We start from the raw sequence: 21669 nt of genomic DNA on the forward strand, positions 1-21669 counted from the left end.
CTTATTTTCCCGGATTGAAGAACGAAACGGGCTTGAGGATCTGGTTGCGCATATCGAGCAGATAGTCGGTCTCGATCACCTTGCGCCGGTAGGCCTGCCATTCCGGGTCGGCCTCCATGCGGTCGCGCCGCTCTTCCCGGTCGGCGAGGCTGTCATATTTCCACAGATGCACGGTGCGCGAGAGGTCGCCGATATGCGTCTGGAAGAAGCCGAAGGGCTCGCCCAGATAATGCCGCTGCATCGGCAGGCCGACCTCCTCGTAGAGGGTGAGGAAATGCGACAGCTTGTTCGGGCGGGCGGTGTAAACGCGGTGGTCGAAGATCATCTCTGGCACTCCTTCTGGCATCTGCTCCGGCGCCCCGGCGCCGGTCAAAATGGTCTGTCTGCCTCTCGCGGTCGCCGGCTCAGCCGGCGCTTCGCACCGTCTCGGTTATCAGCCGGGCCGTGAGCGCCGGCGCCTCGATCTGCGCGACATGGCCGATGCCATCGAGAAGATGGACGGCGGCGAAGCCTGGCGCGCGCGCCGCATGGGCGACCGGGATGATGCGGTCGAGCCTGCCCCATATGAGCCGCGTCGGGACGGCGAGTTCCGCGAGCGCGCCGCCAAGATCGAAGCCTTGCGTGCCGTCGGGGAACAGGCTTTCTGCCATCGCAGCGAGCCTGTCGCGATTGCCGGTCTTTTCGATCTGCCGCAGCGCGGCCTGCGCGTAGCCGCCCGGCAAGGCCGAGGGGGCGCCGACCATGACCGCCAGCCACCGATCCAGCGCCTGGACGGTTGTTGCGCGGGCGAGCCCGGCAAGGAAGCCCGCATTGATCTCGGGGCCGAGCCCGCCGGGAGCGAGAAGCGTGACAGAGCGGACCGCAAGGCGGCCAAGCCGGGTGAGCGCGAGAGCCGCCGCGCCGCCGAGCGAATGGCCGACGAGATGGGCATTGCCCACGCCCATTTCCTCCAGCCGATCGGAAAGGAGGAAAGCGATCTCTTCGATGCTGCCCGCCGTCGTGGAGGCTTCACCGCCGTGACCGGGCAGGTCGAGGCTGATTGTCTCGATCCCCGACCCGAGCAGCGGAACGACCTGCCGCCACACGGAGCGATCCGCCCCGAAGCCATGGATGAAAACCACAGGCATGGCTTGTCTGGCCACCGTCGGCGCGGCAACAGACGATGTCTGGCGCGGGGCCGGCGTCCGTTGGACCGCGGCATCCTGTTGGTTCGTGCGAGCGGCAAGGGTGGCATCGATGTCGCGTTTCTTGATGCGTCCGCGCGGCCCGCTTCCCGAAATGGCGGCAAGGTCGAGCCCGGCCGCGGCGGCAAGCCGCCTTGCAAGCGGGCTGGCGATCGGGCGGCTGCCGGGCTGCCGGATGGAGGCAGAGGCTTCGTCAGCCACAAGCTCGCGCGGATTGGCTGCCGTGGCGGCTGCTGCCGCCGGCCCGAGCGAGGCTGGCTGGCCAGCCACGGGCTTCTCGTCCGCGATCGTGCCGAGCACGGCGCCCACCGGCGCTTCCTGTCCTTCGGCGAAGAAGATGTCAGCCAGCCAGCCGTCGCGGTCGGCTTCGATTTCGGTCGCGGCCTTGGCCGTCTCGACGGTGACGACCAGATCGCCGGCCTTGACCGGATCGCCTGGCTTCACCGCCCAGGCGATCACGAGCACGGCTTCCATATATTCGCCACCGGCGCTGTCGATCGTGATCGGGTGGGTTGTCATCGCCGCCTCCGTCACTTCAGCGTCTTCAGCGCGGCAGTGCGGATCTTTTCGGCATTCGGCAGCATCGCCGTTTCCAGCGGTTCGGAGTAGGGGATCGGCATGTCCGGCAGGGTGACGCGTGCGACCGGCGCGTCGAGCTCGTCAAAGGCGTGGTCCATGATCGTTGCCGAAAGCTCGGCGGCATAGCCGCAGAAGCGCCAGCCTTCATTGACCACAACGGCATGGTGCGTTTTCGAGATGGAGGCGACGATGGCGTCGACATCGAGCGGGCGCAGCGACCGCAGGTCGACGATTTCGGCCGAAACGCCGTCAGCGGCGAGCAGGTCGGCGGCCTTCAACGCCTCGACCACCATCTTGGAGGTGGCGAAGATCGAAATGTCGCTGCCCTCGCGCATGGTCGCGGCCTTGCCGAGCGGCACCGTCACATCGCCGTCCGGCACCTCGCCGCGAATGTTGTAGAGCAGCTTGTGCTCGAGGAAGACCACTGGCTGGTCGTCGCGGATCGCGGCCTTCAGCATGCCCTTGGCGTCGGCGGGCGTCGATGGCGCGACGACCTTGATGCCGGGTATGTGGGCAAGCATGGAATCGAGCGCCTTAGAGTGCTGCGCGCCGGCACCGGCGCCGCCGCCGCCCTGCGTGCGCAGCACGAAAGGCATCTTCACCTGGCCGTTCCAGATATAGTTGTAGATCGAGGCCTGGTTGACCAGCGCATCGAGCGTCAGCGGTATGAAGTCCGCATACATGATTTCCAGCACCGGACGGGTGCCGGTCATGGCCGCGGTCACCGCCATGGCGGTCATCGCCTGTTCGGAGATCGGCGTGTCGCGCACGCGCGTCTCGCCGAACTCCTCCATCAGCCCTTTAGTCACCTTGAAGACGCCGCCATAGCGGCCGATGTCCTCGCCGAAGAGGAAGACGGAAGGATCGGCCTGCATCTCTTCGCGCAGCGCCGCGTTGAGCGCCTCGGCGTACCGCATCATGGCCATGTCAGTGCGCTCCGCTGTAGGGATTGCAGGCTTCGTCGACGGAAAATTCCGGCAGGGGATCCGACAGCGCGGTCTCGAAGGCCTCGGCCACCTCGGCCTTGGCCGCCGCCTCGATGTCGGCGAGCTTGGTCTCGCCGACATCGCCAAGAAGTGCCTTGCGCGAAACCAGCAGCGGGTCGCGTGCCTTCCAGGCGGCGATGTCCTGCGGCTTCTGGTAGCCGCCCATGTCGGAGGTGGAAAAGCCTTCGATGCGATAGGTCTTGCATTCGACCATGCCGGGGCCTTCGCCGCGCCGGGCACGCTCGGTCATGGCTGACACGGCGCGGTAGACGGCGACAGCATCGTTGCCGTCGACGATCTCGGCCGGCATCGCGTAGCCGGCGGCGCGGATCGACAGATCCTCGACCGGCGACTGAACGTCGGACGGGACGGTCAGGCCGAACTGGTTGTGCTCGAGCACGAAGACGACAGGCAGCTTCCACAGCCCGGCCATGTTCATCGCCTCGTGGCAGATGCCGGTCTGGGCGGCGCCGTCGCCGAAGATGCACATGGCGACGTTGCCGGTGCCGAGGATCTGCATTGAAAGCGCCATGCCGGTTGCCGCCGGGATGCCCGCGCCGACAATGGCATTGCCGCCGATGACGCCCTTCTCGGCATCGGCGATCAGCATGTGGCCGGCGCGTCCACCGCAGGCGCCGGTGGCGCGGCCGAGGATTTCGGCGACCACGGGGCGCATGGCCATGCCCTTGCCGATATAGACCGCGTGGCCGCGATGGGTGGTGGCGACCTTGTCACCCGCCTCCAGCACCGCCGTTGCCGCGACACCGACGGCTTCCTGGCCGTCGCAGCGATGGATGGGACCGCGCGTGCGGCCTTCCTTGTGGAGCGCGCCAAGGCTCTCTTCCAGATGCCGCACCAGCAGCATGCGGCGATAGATTTCCAGGTGCTGTTCGACGGAAGGAGTGTTTTTCACTGATATCTCCGATCTCGTGTCGAAATTAAATACAAAAGTGTCGACACTTTGCAAGGGGTTCTGCAAGATGGAGACGAAACAATCTGGAAAACAGGATCAACAATGCGTTTGAAGGACAAGATGGCGATCGTGACAGGCGCGGGGGCCGGCATCGGCGCGGCCGTGGCGGAACTGTTCGCGCAGCAGGGCGCGCGTGTCCTGGTCGTTGACCGGGACGGCGCCAAAGCACGGGAGGTTGCGCATAGAACGGGTCAGCTGGCGATGGAGGCCGATGTCTCGGACGAGAGTTCCGTCATGGCCATGGTGGCGCGCGCGCAGGAGGCGTTCGGGCGCATAGACGTGCTCGTCAACAATGCCGGCTACGGCATACGCGGCTCCGTCGTCACCACCGCGGCGCAGGACTGGGACGCGCTGATGGCCGTCAACCTCAAGGGCGTTTTCCTCTGCTCCAAATATGCCGTTCCGGTCATGGCCGAGGGCGGCGGCGGCGCGATCGTGAACACCGCCTCCAACGTCGCCTATGTCGGGATTGCCGATCGCGCGGCCTATGTCGCGTCGAAGGGCGGCGTCGCGGCGCTGACACGCGCCATGGCGCTCGACCACGCGGCGGAGAAGATTCGCGTCAATGCCGTGGCGCCCGGCACCACCTGGTCGAGCTATTTCGACAAGATTCTCGAAACCCATTCCGACCCCCAGGGCTTCGTCACGGCGTTGAATGCACGCGCGCCGATGAACCGCGTCGCCCAGCCGGTCGAGATCGCGCAGGCGATCCTGTGGCTTGCCAGCGACGAATCCTCCTTTGCGACCGGCTCGATCCTGACTGTCGACGGCGGCATGACAGCCTGGTGAGATGCGCGCCCGTCCGGACCATGGCGGGCGTCAGCGGCCGTTCGGGATGGAGCGCAGGGCGACGAGCATCGCATCGAGGTCGGCGCATGGCACGCAGCCGAGCTTTGCGATGTCCTCGGTCACGTCCACCGGCAGGCCGGAATTGGAGTCCTTCGGGACTTCGTTCAGCCTTCCGCCGATAAGCACCGGCAGGACAAGTCCGCGCGCCGACATCGCTGCCTTCACAGCCTGCGCGTAACGAAGCGCCACGCCATTGTAGGTGCTGACGGCGATGGCATTGGCCCCGGTCTCAGCCGCGTGGGTGACAAGCGCTTCGGGATCAACGGCCACGCCGGCATCGGCAATGGCAACGCCCAGGCCAGCCAGCGCCTGCTCGACGAGATACTTGCCGTGCTCGTGCACATCGGTCGTCCCGATGCAGACGATCAGGGGTTCCCGGCTTGCCAACGGTGTCTGCGTCGAAACCCAGTCTGCCGCCTTGTGGTTGAGCTCGCGAGCCCATTCGGCATGGATCAGTGGCGTGCGTCCGCGCCCGCTTGCCGCGCCCGGGCCGAAAAGATCCTCCAGGCGCTTCGGTCCCATGCGGCGGATGGCGAGCATCAGCGCGGCCGGGTCTTGGGTATCCACCCCCCGCTCAGCCAGTCCCTTCATGACGGCGTCGGCAAAACGGCGTCCGCCTTCGACCAGCACATCGGCCATTGCCTCCGCCTTGGTCCAATCGAAGACCGGGTCATAGAAAGGAGCGTGCAGCGTCAGCCGATGCGCGAAGGTCTGCGCGTCGATGATCTCGTCGACATCGGGAATGCGCTGGTTCTCGGTCACCGGCACGGGATTGATCGCATGGCCGGACGGCCACCGCCCGACCGCCAGTATGTCGGCCAGGAGATAGCTGGCCAGGCTCGCATAGTTGCCCGCCGGGGTCGACTGGTAGGAGACGGTGTTGCCGAAGATCATGGTGCCCGGCGTGTCGTTGACCCGCACCAGCGCGGCATGGAAGGCGGTGCGCGACAGCGGATCGCTGAAATGATGGCCGTAGCAATGGGCGAGGCGCGCGCCGATCAGCTCCTCGACGATGTGCTTTTCGATCAGCACCATGCCCAGCGCGCAGGCCATGTCGATGAACAGCCCGGCAAATCCATCGTCGAGATTGGAATGGACGAGGATCTCGGCATCCTGCGCTGCGATCAGGCCGAGCGCGGTGACGGTCGCCTCGGTGGTCGCTACATCGTCGTCCCAATAGGGCAGCCGGAAAGTGAAATACTGCCCCAGATTGCCGACCGCCGTCGCCCCGGCGGCGATGGCCGAGCGGGTGTTTTCCAGCGCACCCGGCAGGCCGAGCATGAAGTCGCCGAAATGCGCGACGGCGGGTGCGGCATTGGTGATGCGGGCAAAATCCTCGGGACCGGTGAGCACGATGCCGGTGCCGCGCGCCGCCTTGGCGCGCATGGCTTGCGGATAGCCCATCGACCAGTCGAGGGTGATGCCGAAACGGTCGACCGTCACCCCAGCCTTGCGGCATTGCCCGTGCACCTCCGCGATCGCCGCGATCGTGCGGTCGACGCTTCGGAAGCCGATATGGGCGTGCTGCATGACGCGCTTCTCGGCCGCTGCCTTGCGCTTCCAGGCGGCCTCCGAAGGCATGCCGGTTTCGGTGAGGAAGAGGCAGCTGCCGAGTCGCCAGTCGCGCGCCATGGCGCGGCCTTCGGCGAGGAGGTCGGCGCCCGGCTTCAGGCGCGGATCGACGAGAGCTGCGGCGATTTCAGCGGTCATGATATTTGCTCTCGGCTCCGGCGATGAAACGGCGAAGGATGGCGGCAAAACCCTCGGGGTCGGCGAGAGGATGAAAATGCGCGCCGGGAACAGTTACATGGTCGGCACCCGGTATTGCCCTGGCGATAGCCTGCGAAAGGGCGGGCGGCGTCAGGATATCGCCAGCGGCCGCAATCACCTGCACCGGGGCGGCGATGCGCGGCAGGTCGGCAAGGCGATCGTGGTCGAGCAGCATGCGCACGCGCGCCGCGGCGACTGCGAGCGGCGCCAGCGTATGCGGGGCGCTTGCCGCCGCCGCGTCGAGTTGCCCGGCATGTGTCTCGAGGTAGGACGGTTCGTGGCACAGCACATGGCCAAGGCGCTGAAAGGTTTCGGCCATGCCGGCATCAAGCAGTTCCGCACGGGCGCCAAAGAGCGTGCGGAAGCGGACGTCGGCCCGCGCCCAGGAGCTGCTGATCGTATAGCTCAAGCCGATCTCGGCATGATCGAGCGCCAGCACCTGCGCGATGGCGCCACCGGTCGAATGCCCAACAATATGAGCGGGCCCGCCCGTCTGTGCCAGCAGGCCGGCAATGTCGCTGGCGATCAGGGGAATGGAATAGAGGCTGTTCGGGCGATCGCTGCGGCCCGCGCCGCGATGGTCGGTGACGATGATGCGATGGTGGGCCTTCAGCAGCCGAACGACGCCGGCCCAGAACCTCCCATCACCGCCGAGCCCGGGGATAAGGATCAGGCGCGGGCCATGGCCGCCTGATGTCTCGTAGTGGATGCGGCATCCATCGGCGGCGGCGAAGAAGGGCATCAGCGATGGCCTTCCCGGTCGAGCAATTCGCGAAGGGCCGCGACGAGGCTGAGCGCGGTGAGCGCCGAAGTCTTGGGATTGTCGGGCGAGGGCGCGTTGACGAGATGGAAGGAGGCGGTGCCGGCGGCACTCTCGACTTCGATTTCGTGGGTGTTGCCGGCAGCCGCCGGATCGGCAACCACACGCACCGTCACCTTGTCGGCGCCCGCCGCCAGCGCCACGGCGAAAGCGGCATTGAGGTTTTTTGGATAGCGCCTTGCCGCCTCGGTGGGCGTGCCCTCGAAGAGGGTTACGGCGCCATTGTCGGTTGTACGGCCGGCGGAAGCCAGCTCCGCCGCCCAGGCGGCCGGCGGCTTGCGCGAGGTGTAGCGGACGCGCGCGTCGGGAAGTACCGCTATCGCCCGCAAATAGTCGAGGCCTCCCAGGGCGCCCGACGGCAAGACCAGCCGCGCGCTTCCGATGCGCTCGGCATCAGTCAGTCGGGCGGCAAGCGCCGGATCGGACAGCGCGCCGACCGAAGCGATGACGGCCGGGATGCCGGCTTCAAGAAGCGCGGGCACGCAGGCGGCCACCGCTTGCTGGCTCGCGGCCTCCACCACCGCCGTGGGCCGTGCGTCGATCAATGCGTCAAGCCGCGTCACCGCGCTGACATGTGCCGGCAATGCGCGGCTGGCGCCTTCGCGCAACAGCGCCACCCAGCGAACCGCATCCGGCGGGAAGGCGCGGACGATCTCGTGCGCGATCGCACCGTAGCCGATGAGGCCAATCGTCAGCATCCTGGCCTGCTTCAGGAGGTCTGTTTCGTGGGATCGAACTTGTCGGCGAGGTCAGCCCCGAACACCGTCTTGCGCTCGATCTCCAGCACGTTTTCCGGACGCGGAAAGTTGGACGGCACGCGCTCGCCTGGCTTGCGCGGTTTGCCGATCAGGCGGAAGAAGTCCTCCAGACCATTGGGAACGATCAGCCAGATCCAGCGCAGCCGCGTCTCGCCGTCGTTGATGAACATGTGCCTGACATTTTTCGGCAGGAACACCACGCTGTCCGGGGTCAGCGGATATTCCTTGCCGTCGATGACGGCACGGCCATGGCCTTCGATGACATAGACCGTCTCCTCGTTTCGGTCATGCGTGTGCTCGCGCACATAGCCGCCGGGCGCGACCGATTGCGTGCCAAGTGCGAAGGGGTGCTCCATGCCGACGATATGCGGTGCCAACGCCACGTCGATATGGCCGTTTGCCGGTACCGGCTGCCAGTAGCTTTCGCGGGATTCGGATCCGGAAACATGGATGCCGGACGGAGCGGTTGGGAGGCGGGTATCGTCCATGGTTTCTGCCTGTCGAAAGAGCTGCGGGATCATGCCGGGGACGCTGGCAACCACAGGGAAGCTACAATGCAAAAAGTGTCGACACAAGAGTAGACAGATCTAATTTCCTGTTCCTATAGTGACGCGGCTATGAAAAGCAGGGGAACGCCAATGGACGAATTCGACGTTCTGGTCATCGGTTCGGGCTCGGCGGCCTGCTCAGCGGCCCTGAGGGCCGCCAAGGGCGGTCTCAAAGTGCTGGTCATCGAGAAGACCGAATGGCTGGGCGGTACATCGGCCATGTCCGGAGCCGGTGTATGGATACCGGCCAATCATGTCGCGGCCGAAGCCGGCATCGCCGACAGCCGCGAGGACGCGCTCGCCTATCTGCGCGCCGTCGCGCCCGAAGGGTGGGAGCGCAAGGAAGACGCGCTCTGGACTGCCTTCGCCCAGGCGGCGCCGGATATGCTGCGCTTCCTCTCCGGCAACACGCCGCTCGACTTCCGCCTGATCAACGAACCCGACCCTTTTGCCGAGGCGCCGGGTGGCAAGCTCTACGGCCGCATGCTCTCGCCCAGACCGGTCAGCCGCCGTATCCTGGGCAGGTTCGCATCCAGCCTGCGCCGATCCACCTTGCCGCACAGTTTCACCTACCAGGAGATCGTCGACCTGGATCTCTATCATCACCCGATCCGCGCGGGATTCAAACTCTGGCCGAAGCTTCTTTGGCGATGGCTGACCAATTCCGGGGGGCAAGGCACGGCACTGATGACCGGGCTGATCAGGGGCTGCCTTGATGCCGGCGTCACCTTCAGGCTGGGAATGCGCGCCGTCACCCTGCTGCAGGATCTGGACTCACGTGTCACCGGCGCTGAGGTGGAAAACGAGGGCCAACGAAAGAAGATTGTCGCGCGCCGAGGCGTCGTGATCGCCACCGGTGGGTTCGAATGGGACAACGAGATGCGCAAGCACCATTTCCCCGGTGCATTCGACCGGATCGGCAGTCCGCGCGGCAACGAGGGCGACGGCCAGAAGCTTGCGGCGTCCGTCGGTGCGCAACTGGACCGCATGGACCAGGCGAACGTCTATCCCTGCCTGCCGACACGCTACCAGGGACAGCCTCACGGTCTGCCGATGACCTTCCAGGCCGAGCCACATTCGATCGTGGTCGACCGTCACGCAAAGCGCTTTGTCAGTGAAAACGCCTTCAACATCGGCGAGGCGATCGATGCGCGCGGACCCGACGGCGCGCCCATCCATCTGCCATGCTACCTCGTGGGCGACCATCGTTTCCCGCGGACGTCGTTGCCGTTCCGGTGGTACGCGTCCTATGAGCGGGACTGGGTAAAGAAGGCGGATACGATTGCCGGCCTTGCAGCAAAGCTCGGGCTGCCGCCGGCAGCGCTCGAGGAGACCATTGCCCGCTGGAATGGCTTCTGCGCCAAGGGGCACGATGCGGATTTCCAACGCGGCGAAAACGGTTGGGAGGCATACAAGGCGCATGGTCCGGAGAACCGTCTGAAGCCGATAGACAAGCCTCCCTATGTCGGCATGACGATCAATCGCTCTATTCTCGGCACCAAGGGTGGCGCCCGCACCAACGAGCGGGCGCAGGTGGTGAGACCGGACGGCTCGATCATCCCCGGCCTCTACGCGGCGGGGCTTGCGATGGCGAACCCGATCGGCACGCGCGCCGTGGGGGCCGGCACCACGCTCGGCCCCAACCTGACCTGGGGCTTCATCGCCGCCGAGACGATCCTGCATCAGAACAGGTGATCGCGTAGCGAACAAGACGGATCTCCGACCGTCGTCCTTTAAAAACAACAGGATCAGGTTTCGCCGCACGCTTTCCTCTCTGCACTGTGCGCCAGGTGCCCCCGCTTCCTGCGTTTCTTGCTGATCGTTCGGTTGACCAGTTGCTTCGGAAGCAAGCCCCGTCGAGTGGGAGGCGACTTGGCGGCACCGCCGGCGATAGTGCCGTCGGTGGTGATGGCAGCATCGGTGCCGTAGCGCGTGACTGATGTGGGCCGTGATGGTCCGATCAGGCCGGTGATGTCTCGCGCACGAAATGGGTAGGCGAAACGGCATTCATCGGTAGGCGGACCGGAACAAAATCAACGCCGCGTACCGCGCTGGGAATCTCATCCGACATCGGTTCGCGTCCAACCGTTCGTCGCGCCGGATCCGCGACGGGAACCGCCGAAAGCAACTTGCGCGTGTAAGGGTGTTGGGGATTGCCGAAGACCGATCGGCGGTCGCCGATCTCCACGATCTCGCCCAGATACATGACGGCAACGCGATGCGCGATGCGCTCGACCACGGCCATGTCATGGCTGATGAACAGAATGGCGATGCCCATGTCGCGCTGCAGGTCCATCAACAGGTTGATGACCTGGGCCTGGATCGTGACGTCGAGCGAGGCGACCGCTTCATCCGCGATGAGGAGGCGGGGATCGAGGGCCAGAGCTCTGGCGATGCAGATGCGCTGCCGTTGACCGCCCGAGAAGGCATGAGGGTAGCGTTCGAGATACTCCGGCGGCAGATGCACTTTTGCCAGCAGGTCCGCCGCCCGTTTCCGCAGCTCACTGCCGCGCGCGATGCGGTGGACGCGCATCGGGTCGGTCAGGGCCTGCCCGACCGTCATCCGCGGATTGAGCGAGGAGAACGGATCCTGGAAGACCATCTGCACCTCGCGACGGAAGCCCGCGAGGGTTGCCCGTCCTGCGCCGATCATCTCCTTGCCGTCATAGCGAATGGCGCCGGACAAGGGCTTGTCCAGTTGCATGATGCTGCGCGCCACGGTCGACTTGCCGCAGCCCGATTCCCCCACCAACGCCAGGGTCTCACCCGGGAAAATATCGAAGGAAACGCCCTCCACCGCATGAACCCGGCCGGCGATGCCGCCGAAGAGACCGCCTCTCAGGTCGAAACGCGTAACGAGCTCGCGGACTTCGACCAAGGGCTTTCTGTCCGTTGCGGGCGGTGCGACGCTCATGCCGAAACCTCCGGCTGCGAGACTTCGGCATTGTATATGACCAGCGGGAATTTCTCGGGCCCATCCTTGTCGGCCATGCTGCCCAGCCTCGGCACCGCCGAGATCAGCGCGCGTGTGTAGCGGTGTCGGGGATCCACGAGGATCTGGTGCACCGAGCCTGATTCCACGATCTCGCCCTTCAGCATGACACAGACGCGATCGGCGATTTCCGCGACCACACCCATGTCATGGGTGATGAAAAGAACGGACATGCCGATATCGCGCTGCAGTGCGCGGACAAGATCCAGAATCTGCGCCTGGATGGTGACGTCGAGCGCGGTGGTCGGCTCATCGAGGATCATCAAGGAAGGGCGGCAGGCCAAGGCAATGGCGATCATGACGCGCTGGCGCATGCCGCCGGACAACTGGTGCGGGTATTGGTCTAGCCTGAGGGCGGCGTCGGGCACGCGAACGAGCTTGAGCACATTCAGGGCGATGTCGCGCGCCTCGCGCGGCGACTTGCCCTGGTGTCTCGTGACCACCTCCGCAATCTGGTCGCCGACGGTGAACACCGGATTGAGGCTCGACATCGGGTCCTGGAACACAATCGAGAACTCAAAGCCACGCAGCCCCTCCATGCGCTTTTCGGAAAGCTTTGCCAGGTCGGCCACGCCGCCGTCCTTGAGCCTCATCAGGATGCGGCCGCCCGTGATCCTGGCGCCGTCATATTCCGTCAGGCGCATTACGGTCATTGCGGTGACCGATTTGCCCGAACCCGACTCGCCCACCAATGCCACCGTCTCGCCGCGCCTGATCTGGAACGATACGCCCTGAACAGCCCGCACCGCTTTTGTCGCCGTCGACCCGAAGCAGACTTCAAGGTTTTCGACCGACAGGATCACGTCGTCGGGAAGGCTCGCGGTGGCGATGGACTTGAGGGTCAAAAGGCACTCCAGGCGCAATGGTCGCGACACCGGGTATCGAACGCAGTGAGCATGTGGGCTGTCAATAGGGGCCCATCACCATGTCGCCTGGAAGCCGTGCCTTGGAATGCCCCGGAATGCCTCGCCGGACGGTATCTTCCCTGCGATTGTCAGGCTTCCCGGTCGCTCCACCAGAGTTATGCAATCTCTGCATCGCCCTGTCGGATTTCGCATTAAACGCGCGAATGGGCCTTCGGTCCGCTCAGCGCATGGTCAGTGTCGGATCAACCAGGTTGCGTCCGCGCGTTTGCTCGGCGGTTCGCGAGAGATATTTCCACAGCGCTTCGCCGTCCCGGCTGCGCGCGCCCACACGGCGGAAAATCCTGATCTCGATCTCCAGGGACAGCTGTTGCCCGCCAATCTGGATGAGCTCGCCCTGGGCGATCGATTTCTGAACGCAGATCTGCGGCAGCCAGACCACGCCTTGCCCGGCGATCGCCATCTGCTTCAGGCCTTCGGCAAGCGAGGACTGGTAGACGATGCTGAGATTGAGAGGACGCCGCCAGCGCGACTGGATGAGCGAGATCAGCTTGCCGAGATAGCCGTCGCTCCAGGAATAGGCGAGGTAGGGAATCCTGGTGCCCTCCGGCACATCGACATCGAAGAGCGGCGCTCCCGTCTGGTCGACACCAGACACCAGAACGAGGCGATCCCTGCCGATTTGAAGCGATTCGAACGGTCCGCCCTCAAGGACCGGCGGTCCGTCGGGGTGATCGTAAGTGATGGCGAAATCGCATTTGCCGGACGACAGGTGCTCGACGCATTCCAGGAAGTCGCCAGTGTGCATGCTGCTGCGGACCGGCGCATTTGGCAGTTCGGGCTGGCTGATCCACCTGGGAAAAAAATAGATAGCCAGCGTATGAAGCGCGGCGAAAGTGAGAAGCCGTGAGCTGGCGCCGGCGGCGTTGCGGCAGTCGGTCCGCAGGCGGTACATGTCGCGAAGCATTTCCTGGCAGCGCGGAACGAAGATGTTGCCCGCGCTGGTGAGGTGCACCGGATATGTACTGCGGTCGATGAGTTCGGCGCCGACCCAGGCCTCAAGCGCCTTGATGCGACGGCTGAAGGCCGGCTGCGAGATATTCCGGGACGCCGCAGCGGTCGAGAAATTCCGCGTCGCGGCGATCTCGAGGAAGTCTTCAAACCACGCCAGCTCCACGGTCGACCTCATGCATTATTCGCATAACTGATCCTATCTACGCATTGGACAGTGGCGCAAGCCTCCTCCTAGCTTTCACACGCAACGATAAAAAGACCTCGAGTCAATTGTGGGAACATACTCATGAAAATGAAACGTGCCTTGGCACTAGCGTTCTGCATGGGCATAGGCGCTTTTGCGTCGCCTGCCGTGGCAGAAACCAAGAATCCCGGAACGTTTGTGTTTCTTTGGACTGACGATGTTCAGTCCTTTGATCCGGCCTACATTGCAAACACGCCGAGCTCCTACGGCGTGCTCAACGTCTACAGCCGCCTGTTGAATTACAACGGCTCCCAGATTTCCGAATTCGTGCCCTCATTGTCCGCGGAAGTGCCGAGCCTCGAAAACGGCCTGATCAAGCAGAACGCGGACGGTTCGGTCAGCTACACCTTCCCGATCCGGAAGGGCGTCCACGCCCACAAGGTCGGCATCAAGGGCGACGACGGCAAGATCACCTGGCAGTACTATGACGGGCTGAGCGACGAGCAGAAGGCCAAGATCGAGCCCGGCTATGGCGAGATCACGGCCGAAGACGTGCGTTACTCGCTGCTGCGCGCCATCCTGATGGGCCAGTCGTGGATGTCCAACGCCATCACCGAGGTGGTGACGGCGAGCAAGTACACCGACGTCGCCAAATGGGTCGAGGCCGAAGGCAAGGTGTCGGACATCAAGGATGCCAGCCCCGAAGCGCTGCGCAAGGTATATGACGAACTCGCGTCGCAGATCACCGTCGAGGGCGACAATGTCACGCTGAAGCTGCCGAAATCCTTCCCCGCCACGCTTGGCGTCCTGGCGCTGCCGTTCGGTGCCTCGATCGTCGACAAGGAATGGGTCGCCTCCGTCGGGGGCTGGGATGGCGACGGGAATACCTGGAAGAAGTACTATCGTCCCGAGCTCGGCGACGATCCGCTGTTCGCCCAGGAAAACGGGACCGGTCCGTTCATGCTCGACGAATGGGATCGTACCGATCGCCGCATCACGCTGAAGCGTTTCGACAATTACTTCATGGGCAAGGCCTCGCTCGAGCGCGTGGTCATGCGCACGGTTCCGGAATGGACCACGCGTCGCCTGCAGTTGCTCTCCGGCGATGCCGACTTCGTGACGACGCCCGTCGAGTTCCTGGACGAGCTCAGCAAGACGGACGGTGTCAAGGTCGTCGACGGCTTGCCCAAGGTGTTCAGCCGTGGCCTCTATTTCGCGTGGCCGCTGGATGATGCCGACAACCCCGCCATCGGCAGCGGCAAGCTGGACGGCAACGGCATCCCGCCGGACTTCTTCTCCGACATCGATGTTCGTCAGGGCTTCAACTATGCCCAGAATTACGATGCGCTGATAAAGCAGGCACTGCTCGGCAAGACCGTGCAGGCGCGCGGCCCGACCGTTCGCGGCATCATGGGCTACCGCGCGGACTCGCCGATCTACAGCTACGATCCGAAGAAGGCCGCGGAGCACTTCAAGAAGGCCCTTGGCGGCAAGCTGTGGGATACCGGCTTCACCTTCACGGCCTATGTGCAGGAAGGAACGCCGCAAGGCACGTCCGCACTTTCCGCGCTCCAGCAGGGACTGCAGCGGATCAACCCGAAGTTCAAGATGAAGATCCAGTCGCTGCCCTGGGCCTCCATCTCGGACAAGCTCAACAATCGTGAAAAGCCTGCCTCGCCGCTCACCTACATGGGCTGGGGACCGGACTATTCCGACCCGGGTGGCCCGCTGGGTGCCGCGACTTACTATCTGTCCCCGACCGGTCTTGTCGGTGGCATGCTCGGCCAGGGCTACCGCGACCTGATGGCGGAGAAGTTCAAGCCGCTTCTCGACCAGGCCTGGGCCTCGAGCGATCCCGCCGTGCGTGAGCCGATCTATGCCAAGCTGCAGGAAATGTCCTACGACTATGCCACCACGCAGTTCCTCTGGGAGGACTTCGGGTACATCGTCACCCGCAGCAACATCGACGGCTACGTGCACAACATGATCCTCTACGGCGCTTGGGATTTCTATCCCGTCACCAAGAAGGCCGACTAGAGAGCTTCGGGTTTCGCCGGGCGTCATCGTCGCCCGGCGAAACGGCTATTCCTCATGGTGCGGATGCTGATGTGCTGAACTACGCTTTGCGGCGGCTCCTGATGTTGCCCGTCGTTCTCTTCGCCCTGTCGCTGATGCTTTTCGCGCTGCAGATGTCGCTGTCGCCGACACAGCGCCTGGCGGCGTACGCGCCGTCCCCGGACTTCCTCAAGGGCGGCCAGGACAGCATTCGCAGGATGATCGAGCAGTATGGGCTGAACGATCCCTTCTACATTCAATACGGACGCTGGATCGGCAACATCCTGACCGGCAATCTGGGCTGGTCCGAGACCGCGCGCCAGCCTGTTGCCCACGCGCTGGCTTCCCTGCTGCCGGCGACGCTGGAACTGGTCCTGCTGGCGTTCATCCCCGGCTTTCTGCTCGCCATCTACCTGGGCTCGCGGGCCGGCATCCATCTCAACCGTTGGCCGGACCATGTGATCCGCATCTTCACCATCCTGGGCTGGTCATTCCCGGTCTATGTCTTCGGACTGCTGATGCTGCTGATCTTCTACTCCGCGCTTGACTGGTTCCCGCCCGGGCGCCTCAGCCAGTGGGCCCAGGCCGCCGTCACCGCGCCCGGCTTCACCCGCTACACCGGCGCGAACACGATCGATGCGCTGCTCAACGGCAATCTGGCCATTTTCTGGGATTCGCTCAGGCATCTCGCCGCCCCCGTCATTACCCTGACCTACGTCAATCTTGCCAACATGACGCGTGTCATGCGCACGTCGATGCTGGAAACGCTGCGCCAGGACTATGTCCGCACGGCACGCGCAAAGGGCATGCCCCGGCGCGTGGTGGAACTGCACCATGCCAGGCGCAACGCGCTGCTTCCGGTCACGACGATCGCCGGAATGGAACTTGCCGCCATGATGGGTGGCGTCGTCATCACCGAAACCATCTTCGACTATGCGGGCCTCGGCCAGTTCGCGGCCAAGACGGCCGCCAACCTGGATTTTCCGGCCGTGCTGGGCTTCGGGCTCTACTTCGCGGTGGTTCTCGTGGTGCTGAACCTGGCCGTCGACATGATCTATCCGCTGCTCGATCCGAGGGTAAAGACGCGATGAGAGCGCTTGGCTATCTGAAGCGTAATCCGATCTCGCTGGTCGGGGTGCTGCTGTTGCTGGCATTCGTGCTGATCGCGATTTTCGCGCCGGTGCTCGCACCGCCGCAGGAATTCCAGATGTCGGTATACGACACGCCGAGAGCGGGCTTCCTGGCAACGCCGCAACCGCCGTCGCCCGAGGCGATCTTCGGAACGACCGAAGGCCAGTACGACATCTACTACGCCGTGATCTGGGGCACCCGCACGGCATTCAAGATCGGCCTCGGCGTCGTCGCCATCTCCGTGCTGATCGGCACGATCGTCGGATCGCTCGCGGCCTTTTACGGCGGCATCGTGGACGAAGTGCTGATGCGTATCGTCGACGTCTTCATGGCGGTTCCCTTCCTCATCGCCGCCATGGTGCTGACCGCCCTGCTCGGCAAGGGGCTCGGGCCGATAACCGTCGCGCTGACGACTTTCGGTTGGATGGGTTATGCGCGCGTGGTGCGCAGTGAAATCCTGCGGATCCGCGAGATGGATTTCGTGAATGCGGCGAGAAGCTACGGCGCCGGCGACTTCAGGCTGATCGTGTTCCACATCCTGCCCAACGCCTTCTTCCCCGTGCTGGTTCTGGCTACCATGGCCACGGGTTCGATGGTGCTGACCGCGTCCGCCCTGAGCTTCCTCGGAGTGGGCACGGAGGAAGGCTACGCCGATTGGGGGCAGTTCATCGCCTATGCGCGCAACTGGATCGTCGGCCAGCCCGGCAATCCGTTCCAGTACTGGTACACGCTCGCCTTCCCCGGAGCCGCGATCTTCCTGTTCGTGCTGGCGTGGAACCTCGTCGGCGACGCACTTCGCGACATTCTCGATCCCCGCCATACAAACTGAAATCAGGGAGTATCCCCCGTGTCTTCGCTTTCCCCCCACGCCATCGAGCTTCTTGAAGACCTTATCCGCCACGAGGTGGAGGACAAGGCGATCCCGTCGATCTCCTATGCCCTGGTCGACAGGAACGGCCTCATGACGCACGGCCATATACAGCGGCACGACCGCCACTTCGACATGAAGGATGACACCTGTTTCCGCATCGGCTCGATCACGAAGACCTTCACATCGGTTGCCATCATGCAACTCGTGGAGAAGGGACTGGTCGACCTTGATGTCGATGTCTCGGAGTATCTGCCCGGTTTTCACCCGGTCAATCCGTTCGCCGGGCGTGAAAGCGGACCGCACGGCTCGCATGTCAGCCTGGGCAAGCTCATGAGCCACACCGCCGGGATCGTGCGCGAACCCAAGAGCGGACACTATCTGGATTCACACAAGCCGCCGCTGGCCGACACTGTCGCCGAGCTTGCCACATCCACATTGAAGCAGGACCCCAGCGCCGGCATCATGCATTATTCCAATGCCGGCATTGCCGTGGTCGGCATGGTGATCGAGCGGATGACGCGAAAGAGCTACTCCGACTACATCACCGAGAACATCCTGAAACCGCTGGGTATGAACGACACGTCGTCAGGCATGGCCCCCGGCATCCGTGAAAGGCTGGCGCCGGCCGACATGTGGACGCTGGACGGGGATAGCCCCGCGCCGGTGTTCAATCTGGGCGGATCGCCCGCCGGCAACATCTTCTCGACCACTTCCGACATGGCCAACTATACGCGGTGCCTGCTGCGGGGCGGCTTCGCGCCCAATGGCGATTCCATTGTCAGCCCGGCATCGCTGCGCAAGATGTGGACCCCGATCGGCAAACGCCCCGAAGGTCACAACAAGGACCTCAACGGGTATGGGCTGTGCTTCGGCGTCGGCGACATGGACGGGTGGACCTCCGTCGGCCATGGCGGCGCGGTTTATGGCTATGCGTCGCAGATGATGCTCCTGCCGAGGGCAGGCTTCGGCGTCCTGATCTTCGCCACGCTTGATTTCGCCAACCAGATAGCCTCCCGGCTCGCGGGCGATGGCTTGCGCATCGCCCTTGCCGATAGCGGCATGGGGCGCATGCCGCTTCGCAGCCAGACCCCGCCGCGCATCACCGAGGACCAGTTCGCAAGCCTGCCCGGCCTCTATCGTCATGAGGTGGGCGGCGAGGTTGTCGAGGTGAAGAACAAGGACGGCAAGCTGTATCTGATGGGCGAGGGCGTGCCGCTGCAGATCCGCCCGGTCTCGGGCAACGACTTCGTCATCGACGGACGCATCTACGGTCGCGGCGCCGACTACGCGCATATGAATCTCTCCTTCTCTAAGGCCAACCAGTTGACCTGGAAAGGGGCGAACTGGTCGCGTGTCGATAGTCTGCCCGTCGAGAAGGTGCCGCCGGAGATCGCGCCGCACCTGGGCGAGTACGGGCCGGATTTCAACATCACCTACCTGACCTACAGCCACGGCCAGCTGAAATGCCTGATCGAGTATTTCTGCACCCACACCTGCGAGCCGGTGGATGCCGGCCGGTTCCGCATGCACGGGCTGCTCTACGAGGAGGAGATTCTCGAGCTGGACGCCGTCGACGACAATGGACGCCGCGGCATTCGCGTCGGTCCCATGTTCCTGGAGCGACGGCGGGCTGAAATGGCGGCCTGAGACGCCTCGGCCCGGGCAGCCATCGCCGCGCGGGCCACTTCCACCGCAGGAGCCCGGACACCATTGAGGCCGCGTGCGCGGTGACCTTCTCTGAAATCGAAAGGCAAGCACATGAAAGTCTTTATCAGCGCCGACATCGAAGGCACGGCGGGCATCACCAATTGGGACGAGGCGCGCAAGGGCAATCCCGACTACGCCGAGTTCCGGGAATACATGACCGACGAACTGGTCGCGGCCTGCGAAGGCGCCAAAGCGGCGGGTGCCACCGAAATCGTCGTAAAGGACGCCCATTCGACGGCGCGCAACCTCATCCTGTCCAAGCTTCCAGCCTATGTCCGCATCGTGCGCGGCTGGAGCGGCCATCCGGATGCGATGATGTTCGGCATCGACGACACCTTCGATGCCGCTCTCTACACCGGCTACCACAACAAGGCCGGCACCGACACGAATCCGCTGGCACACACGTTGACCGGCACCGTGTCCAGGATGCTGATCAACGGGGAGGTGGCATCCGAATATACGCTGAACGCGCACTGCGCCGCCCGTTACGGCGTGCCTTCGGTCTTTCTGTCTGGCGATGCCGGCATGTGCGGCGAGGCGAGGGCGCTGGTGCCCGAGATCGCAACCGTTGCAACCAGCGAAGGCTTCGGGCCGGCGACGTCTTCCCTCTCGCCGCAAGGCTCGGTCAAGGCCATACGCGAGACCGTGGAGGCCTCGCTTTCGCGCGATCTGTCGAAATGCCTGCCGAAGCTGGCCGACCGGTTCGAGCTCATCGTCGAATACACCACGCCTATCGAGGCCTACAGGGGAAGCTGGTACCCGGGCATCGAACATCCCGCCGCGCGCACGCTTCGCTTCGAGGCCGACAATTTCTTCGATATCCAGCGCGCGATACGGTTTGTCGTATGAGCTAGAGCAATTCCAGGAAAGTGTGAGCGGTTTTCCGTCCGGAATTGCCTCAAAAACAAAGAGATGGAGCGTTTCGCCGTTTCCGTGAAACGGCGAAACGCTCCAGCCCGCCAGTGTAAGATCGACTTGTTTCCGGCGTGGCCCGTTCGATCGTCGACGGGCTGTTCGGGCAGGTCGTCAGAGTAGAGTGAAGTCGTTTCGGCGGCGCGATGATCGCGGTGCCATCGCTGGCTTCCGATCAGAAGTAGGTCTTCAGCGCGCCGACGATTTCATAGGCATCATCGACCAGGAAAAGAATCTGCCATTTGTCGAAGGTTGTGCAGGGATGCGACACGCCCAGTCCGATGCGATCGCCGACTTTTACCGAAACCGTTGCCGGAACGCGCATATAGGCGTGCTGGTCGTTGCTGGCAAAGATCTCGCAGCCCGCCAGCGTTTCGGGCGAACCACCATCGCGCGACACGAGCAGCGGTACCGGCAGTCCGGCGTCGGTTCCGAAATCCCGCTTGCCGGCGGTCAGGATCGCCAGCCCCGGTTCGGGGCAGGACTGGACATGGGTCCATACTTCCAGCGCATTGACCAGACCTTCGTTCTCGCCGGTCGCGGCGAGGATGCGCTTCTGCTCGGCCTGGTAGATGCCGCTGTCATGGCTGACATAGCAGCCACTGCGCGTCATCACCTGTGCGCCGCTGCCGGAGAGGCGATCGAGCACGATGTCGTAGAACGACGAACCGCCGGCCGTCACGATCGGTGGCGCACGCTCGAACAGGTTTTCGCCGGCGCATGCTTCGTAGAGCGCGCCGATCTCGTCGACGAAATCCGCAACCGCCTGTGCCGGGCCACCGTCCTTCGGCTTGATCAGTCCCTCGAAAGCCTCGACGCCGCAGAGCCGCAGTTGCGGCGCCGCATGCGCGGCGCGCGCGACCTCGAGCGCCGTGTCGTTGTCGCGGCAACCGGTGCGTCCGCCCGGATAGCCGCGCTCGACCAGCACCTGGATCGGCCGCGAGGCCGGTCCGGCGCGTCCGACCGCCTCGCTCGCCAGGCGCACGGCATCGAGGCTGTCGATCAGCATGTAGAAGTCGAGGCCGGGCGAGGCGTTCAGCTCGGCGACCAGAGCGTCCAGTTCCAGCCGTCCGACAAGCTGGTTGGCGAGCACGATGCGATCGATGCCGAACCGACGGCAAACCTTTATCTGGTGCAGCGTGGCGACGGTCACGCCCCAGGCGCCGTCGCGCAATTGCCTCTGCATGATCTGAGGGCACATCGTGGTCTTGACATGCGGCGCGATCACCGCGTTGCGCTTCGCGAGGAAACGCTGCATCCAACGCGAATTGTGGTCGAGCGCGGACTCCCTGATGATCGCTGCGGGCAGCGGAACATCACCGCGCAGCAGGTTCCAGCCCATCGAACCGACATCATGAAGACGGACCGCGACGCCAGGCGGAATGGCCTTGGTGGTTTCGTCAAGCACCAGATCGTCGAGCGGGTGAAGATGCATGTGAATTTCCGATTTTCTGCCACCCGCCGGAGGCCGCG

The 21669-nt window shown here is 64.3% G+C and carries 19 protein-coding genes; 7 read left to right on the forward strand and 12 right to left on the reverse strand.

Annotated features, from left to right (window positions below):
* Position 1: 1 nt before the first annotated feature.
* The 4 genes from MesoLj_RS14460 to MesoLj_RS14475 all read right to left on the reverse strand — a co-directional run bounded on the left by MesoLj_RS14460 (position 2) and on the right by MesoLj_RS14475 (position 3662).
* The gene (locus tag MesoLj_RS14460; protein ID WP_202326429.1) at positions 2-325 is read right to left on the reverse strand and encodes an NIPSNAP family protein; all 324 of its coding nucleotides are present in this window, start codon (positions 323-325) and stop codon (positions 2-4) included.
* 79 nt (positions 326-404) lie between these two features.
* Positions 405-1703, reverse strand: a complete 1299-nt coding sequence (locus MesoLj_RS14465) for an alpha/beta fold hydrolase (protein ID WP_202326430.1) — start codon at positions 1701-1703, stop codon at positions 405-407.
* An 11-nt stretch (positions 1704-1714) separates the two neighbouring features.
* Positions 1715-2689 carry an alpha-ketoacid dehydrogenase subunit beta gene (locus tag MesoLj_RS14470; RefSeq protein WP_202326431.1) on the reverse strand — a complete coding sequence of 325 codons (975 nt, stop codon included), beginning with the start codon at positions 2687-2689 and terminating at the stop codon, positions 1715-1717.
* A 1-nt stretch (position 2690) separates the two neighbouring features.
* Positions 2691-3662 carry a thiamine pyrophosphate-dependent dehydrogenase E1 component subunit alpha gene (locus tag MesoLj_RS14475; protein ID WP_202326432.1) on the reverse strand — a complete coding sequence of 324 codons (972 nt, stop codon included), beginning with the start codon at positions 3660-3662 and terminating at the stop codon, positions 2691-2693.
* Positions 3663-3764: 102 nt separating this feature from the next.
* Here MesoLj_RS14475 and MesoLj_RS14480 point away from each other — a divergent pair, with 102 nt between their 5' ends.
* Positions 3765-4511, forward strand: coding sequence for an SDR family oxidoreductase (locus tag MesoLj_RS14480; RefSeq protein ID WP_202326433.1), 747 nt, complete (start codon positions 3765-3767; stop codon positions 4509-4511).
* A gap of 30 nt (positions 4512-4541) precedes the next feature.
* On the opposite strand, the gene MesoLj_RS14485 is transcribed toward MesoLj_RS14480, so the two are convergent.
* The 4 genes from MesoLj_RS14485 to MesoLj_RS14500 are packed head-to-tail and all read right to left on the reverse strand — an operon-like array spanning position 4542 to position 8407.
* The gene (locus MesoLj_RS14485; RefSeq protein ID WP_202326434.1) at positions 4542-6281 is read right to left on the reverse strand and encodes a hypothetical protein; all 1740 of its coding nucleotides are present in this window, start codon (positions 6279-6281) and stop codon (positions 4542-4544) included.
* Complete coding sequence (locus MesoLj_RS14490; RefSeq protein WP_202326435.1) at positions 6271-7083, reverse strand: alpha/beta fold hydrolase; 813 nt, start codon at positions 7081-7083, stop codon at positions 6271-6273. Before MesoLj_RS14490 ends, MesoLj_RS14485 begins: the two co-directional genes overlap by 11 nt.
* Complete coding sequence (locus MesoLj_RS14495) at positions 7083-7859, reverse strand: aspartate dehydrogenase (RefSeq protein ID WP_202326436.1); 777 nt, start codon at positions 7857-7859, stop codon at positions 7083-7085. Before MesoLj_RS14495 ends, MesoLj_RS14490 begins: the two co-directional genes overlap by 1 nt.
* A gap of 11 nt (positions 7860-7870) precedes the next feature.
* Positions 7871-8407: a cupin domain-containing protein gene (locus MesoLj_RS14500; RefSeq protein ID WP_140774328.1), complete on the reverse strand. Its 537-nt coding sequence runs from the start codon at positions 8405-8407 to the stop codon at positions 7871-7873.
* A gap of 150 nt (positions 8408-8557) precedes the next feature.
* On the opposite strand from MesoLj_RS14500, the gene MesoLj_RS14505 reads away from it, so the two are divergent.
* Complete coding sequence (locus tag MesoLj_RS14505; RefSeq protein ID WP_202326437.1) at positions 8558-10162, forward strand: FAD-dependent oxidoreductase; 1605 nt, start codon at positions 8558-8560, stop codon at positions 10160-10162.
* A gap of 265 nt (positions 10163-10427) precedes the next feature.
* Here the strand turns inward: MesoLj_RS14505 and MesoLj_RS14510 are convergent, their stop codons facing one another.
* From MesoLj_RS14510 to MesoLj_RS14520, 3 genes are all read right to left on the reverse strand, one after another.
* On the reverse strand, positions 10428-11381 hold the full coding sequence (locus tag MesoLj_RS14510) for an ABC transporter ATP-binding protein (RefSeq protein WP_202326438.1): 954 nt from the start codon (positions 11379-11381) through the stop codon (positions 10428-10430).
* Positions 11378-12304 (reverse strand): ABC transporter ATP-binding protein, encoded by a 927-nt coding sequence (locus MesoLj_RS14515; protein ID WP_140774325.1) that lies wholly within the window; start codon positions 12302-12304, stop codon positions 11378-11380. The genes MesoLj_RS14510 and MesoLj_RS14515 overlap by 4 nt, the downstream gene beginning before the upstream one ends.
* A gap of 241 nt (positions 12305-12545) precedes the next feature.
* On the reverse strand, positions 12546-13511 hold the full coding sequence (locus tag MesoLj_RS14520) for a LysR substrate-binding domain-containing protein (RefSeq protein WP_244735412.1): 966 nt from the start codon (positions 13509-13511) through the stop codon (positions 12546-12548).
* 207 nt (positions 13512-13718) lie between these two features.
* Between MesoLj_RS14520 and MesoLj_RS14525 the strand changes: the two genes are divergently transcribed.
* The 5 genes from MesoLj_RS14525 (at position 13719) to MesoLj_RS14545 (ending at position 20133) form a co-directional block, all read left to right on the forward strand.
* Entirely contained in the window at positions 13719-15557 is a 1839-nt protein-coding gene (locus MesoLj_RS14525) for an ABC transporter substrate-binding protein (RefSeq protein WP_244735414.1), read from the forward strand.
* A 101-nt stretch (positions 15558-15658) separates the two neighbouring features.
* Positions 15659-16666, forward strand: coding sequence for an ABC transporter permease (locus MesoLj_RS14530; RefSeq protein ID WP_244735417.1), 1008 nt, complete (start codon positions 15659-15661; stop codon positions 16664-16666).
* Positions 16663-17535 carry an ABC transporter permease gene (locus MesoLj_RS14535; RefSeq protein ID WP_140774324.1) on the forward strand — a complete coding sequence of 291 codons (873 nt, stop codon included), beginning with the start codon at positions 16663-16665 and terminating at the stop codon, positions 17533-17535. Before MesoLj_RS14530 ends, MesoLj_RS14535 begins: the two co-directional genes overlap by 4 nt.
* 18 nt (positions 17536-17553) lie before the next feature.
* Positions 17554-19224, forward strand: coding sequence for a serine hydrolase domain-containing protein (locus MesoLj_RS14540; protein WP_202326439.1), 1671 nt, complete (start codon positions 17554-17556; stop codon positions 19222-19224).
* Between the two features lie 111 nt (positions 19225-19335).
* A complete protein-coding gene (locus MesoLj_RS14545; protein WP_065005242.1) occupies positions 19336-20133 on the forward strand; it encodes a M55 family metallopeptidase in 798 nt (265 codons plus the stop codon).
* A 238-nt stretch (positions 20134-20371) separates the two neighbouring features.
* Here MesoLj_RS14545 and MesoLj_RS14550 read toward each other — a convergent pair whose 3' ends face one another.
* Positions 20372-21631, reverse strand: a complete 1260-nt coding sequence (locus tag MesoLj_RS14550) for an amino acid deaminase (RefSeq protein WP_202326440.1) — start codon at positions 21629-21631, stop codon at positions 20372-20374.
* Between the last annotated feature and the right edge of the window lie 38 nt (positions 21632-21669).

Origin of the sequence: Mesorhizobium sp. 113-3-9 (genome assembly GCF_016756515.1) — a bacterium.
GTDB lineage: Bacteria > Pseudomonadota > Alphaproteobacteria > Rhizobiales > Rhizobiaceae > Mesorhizobium.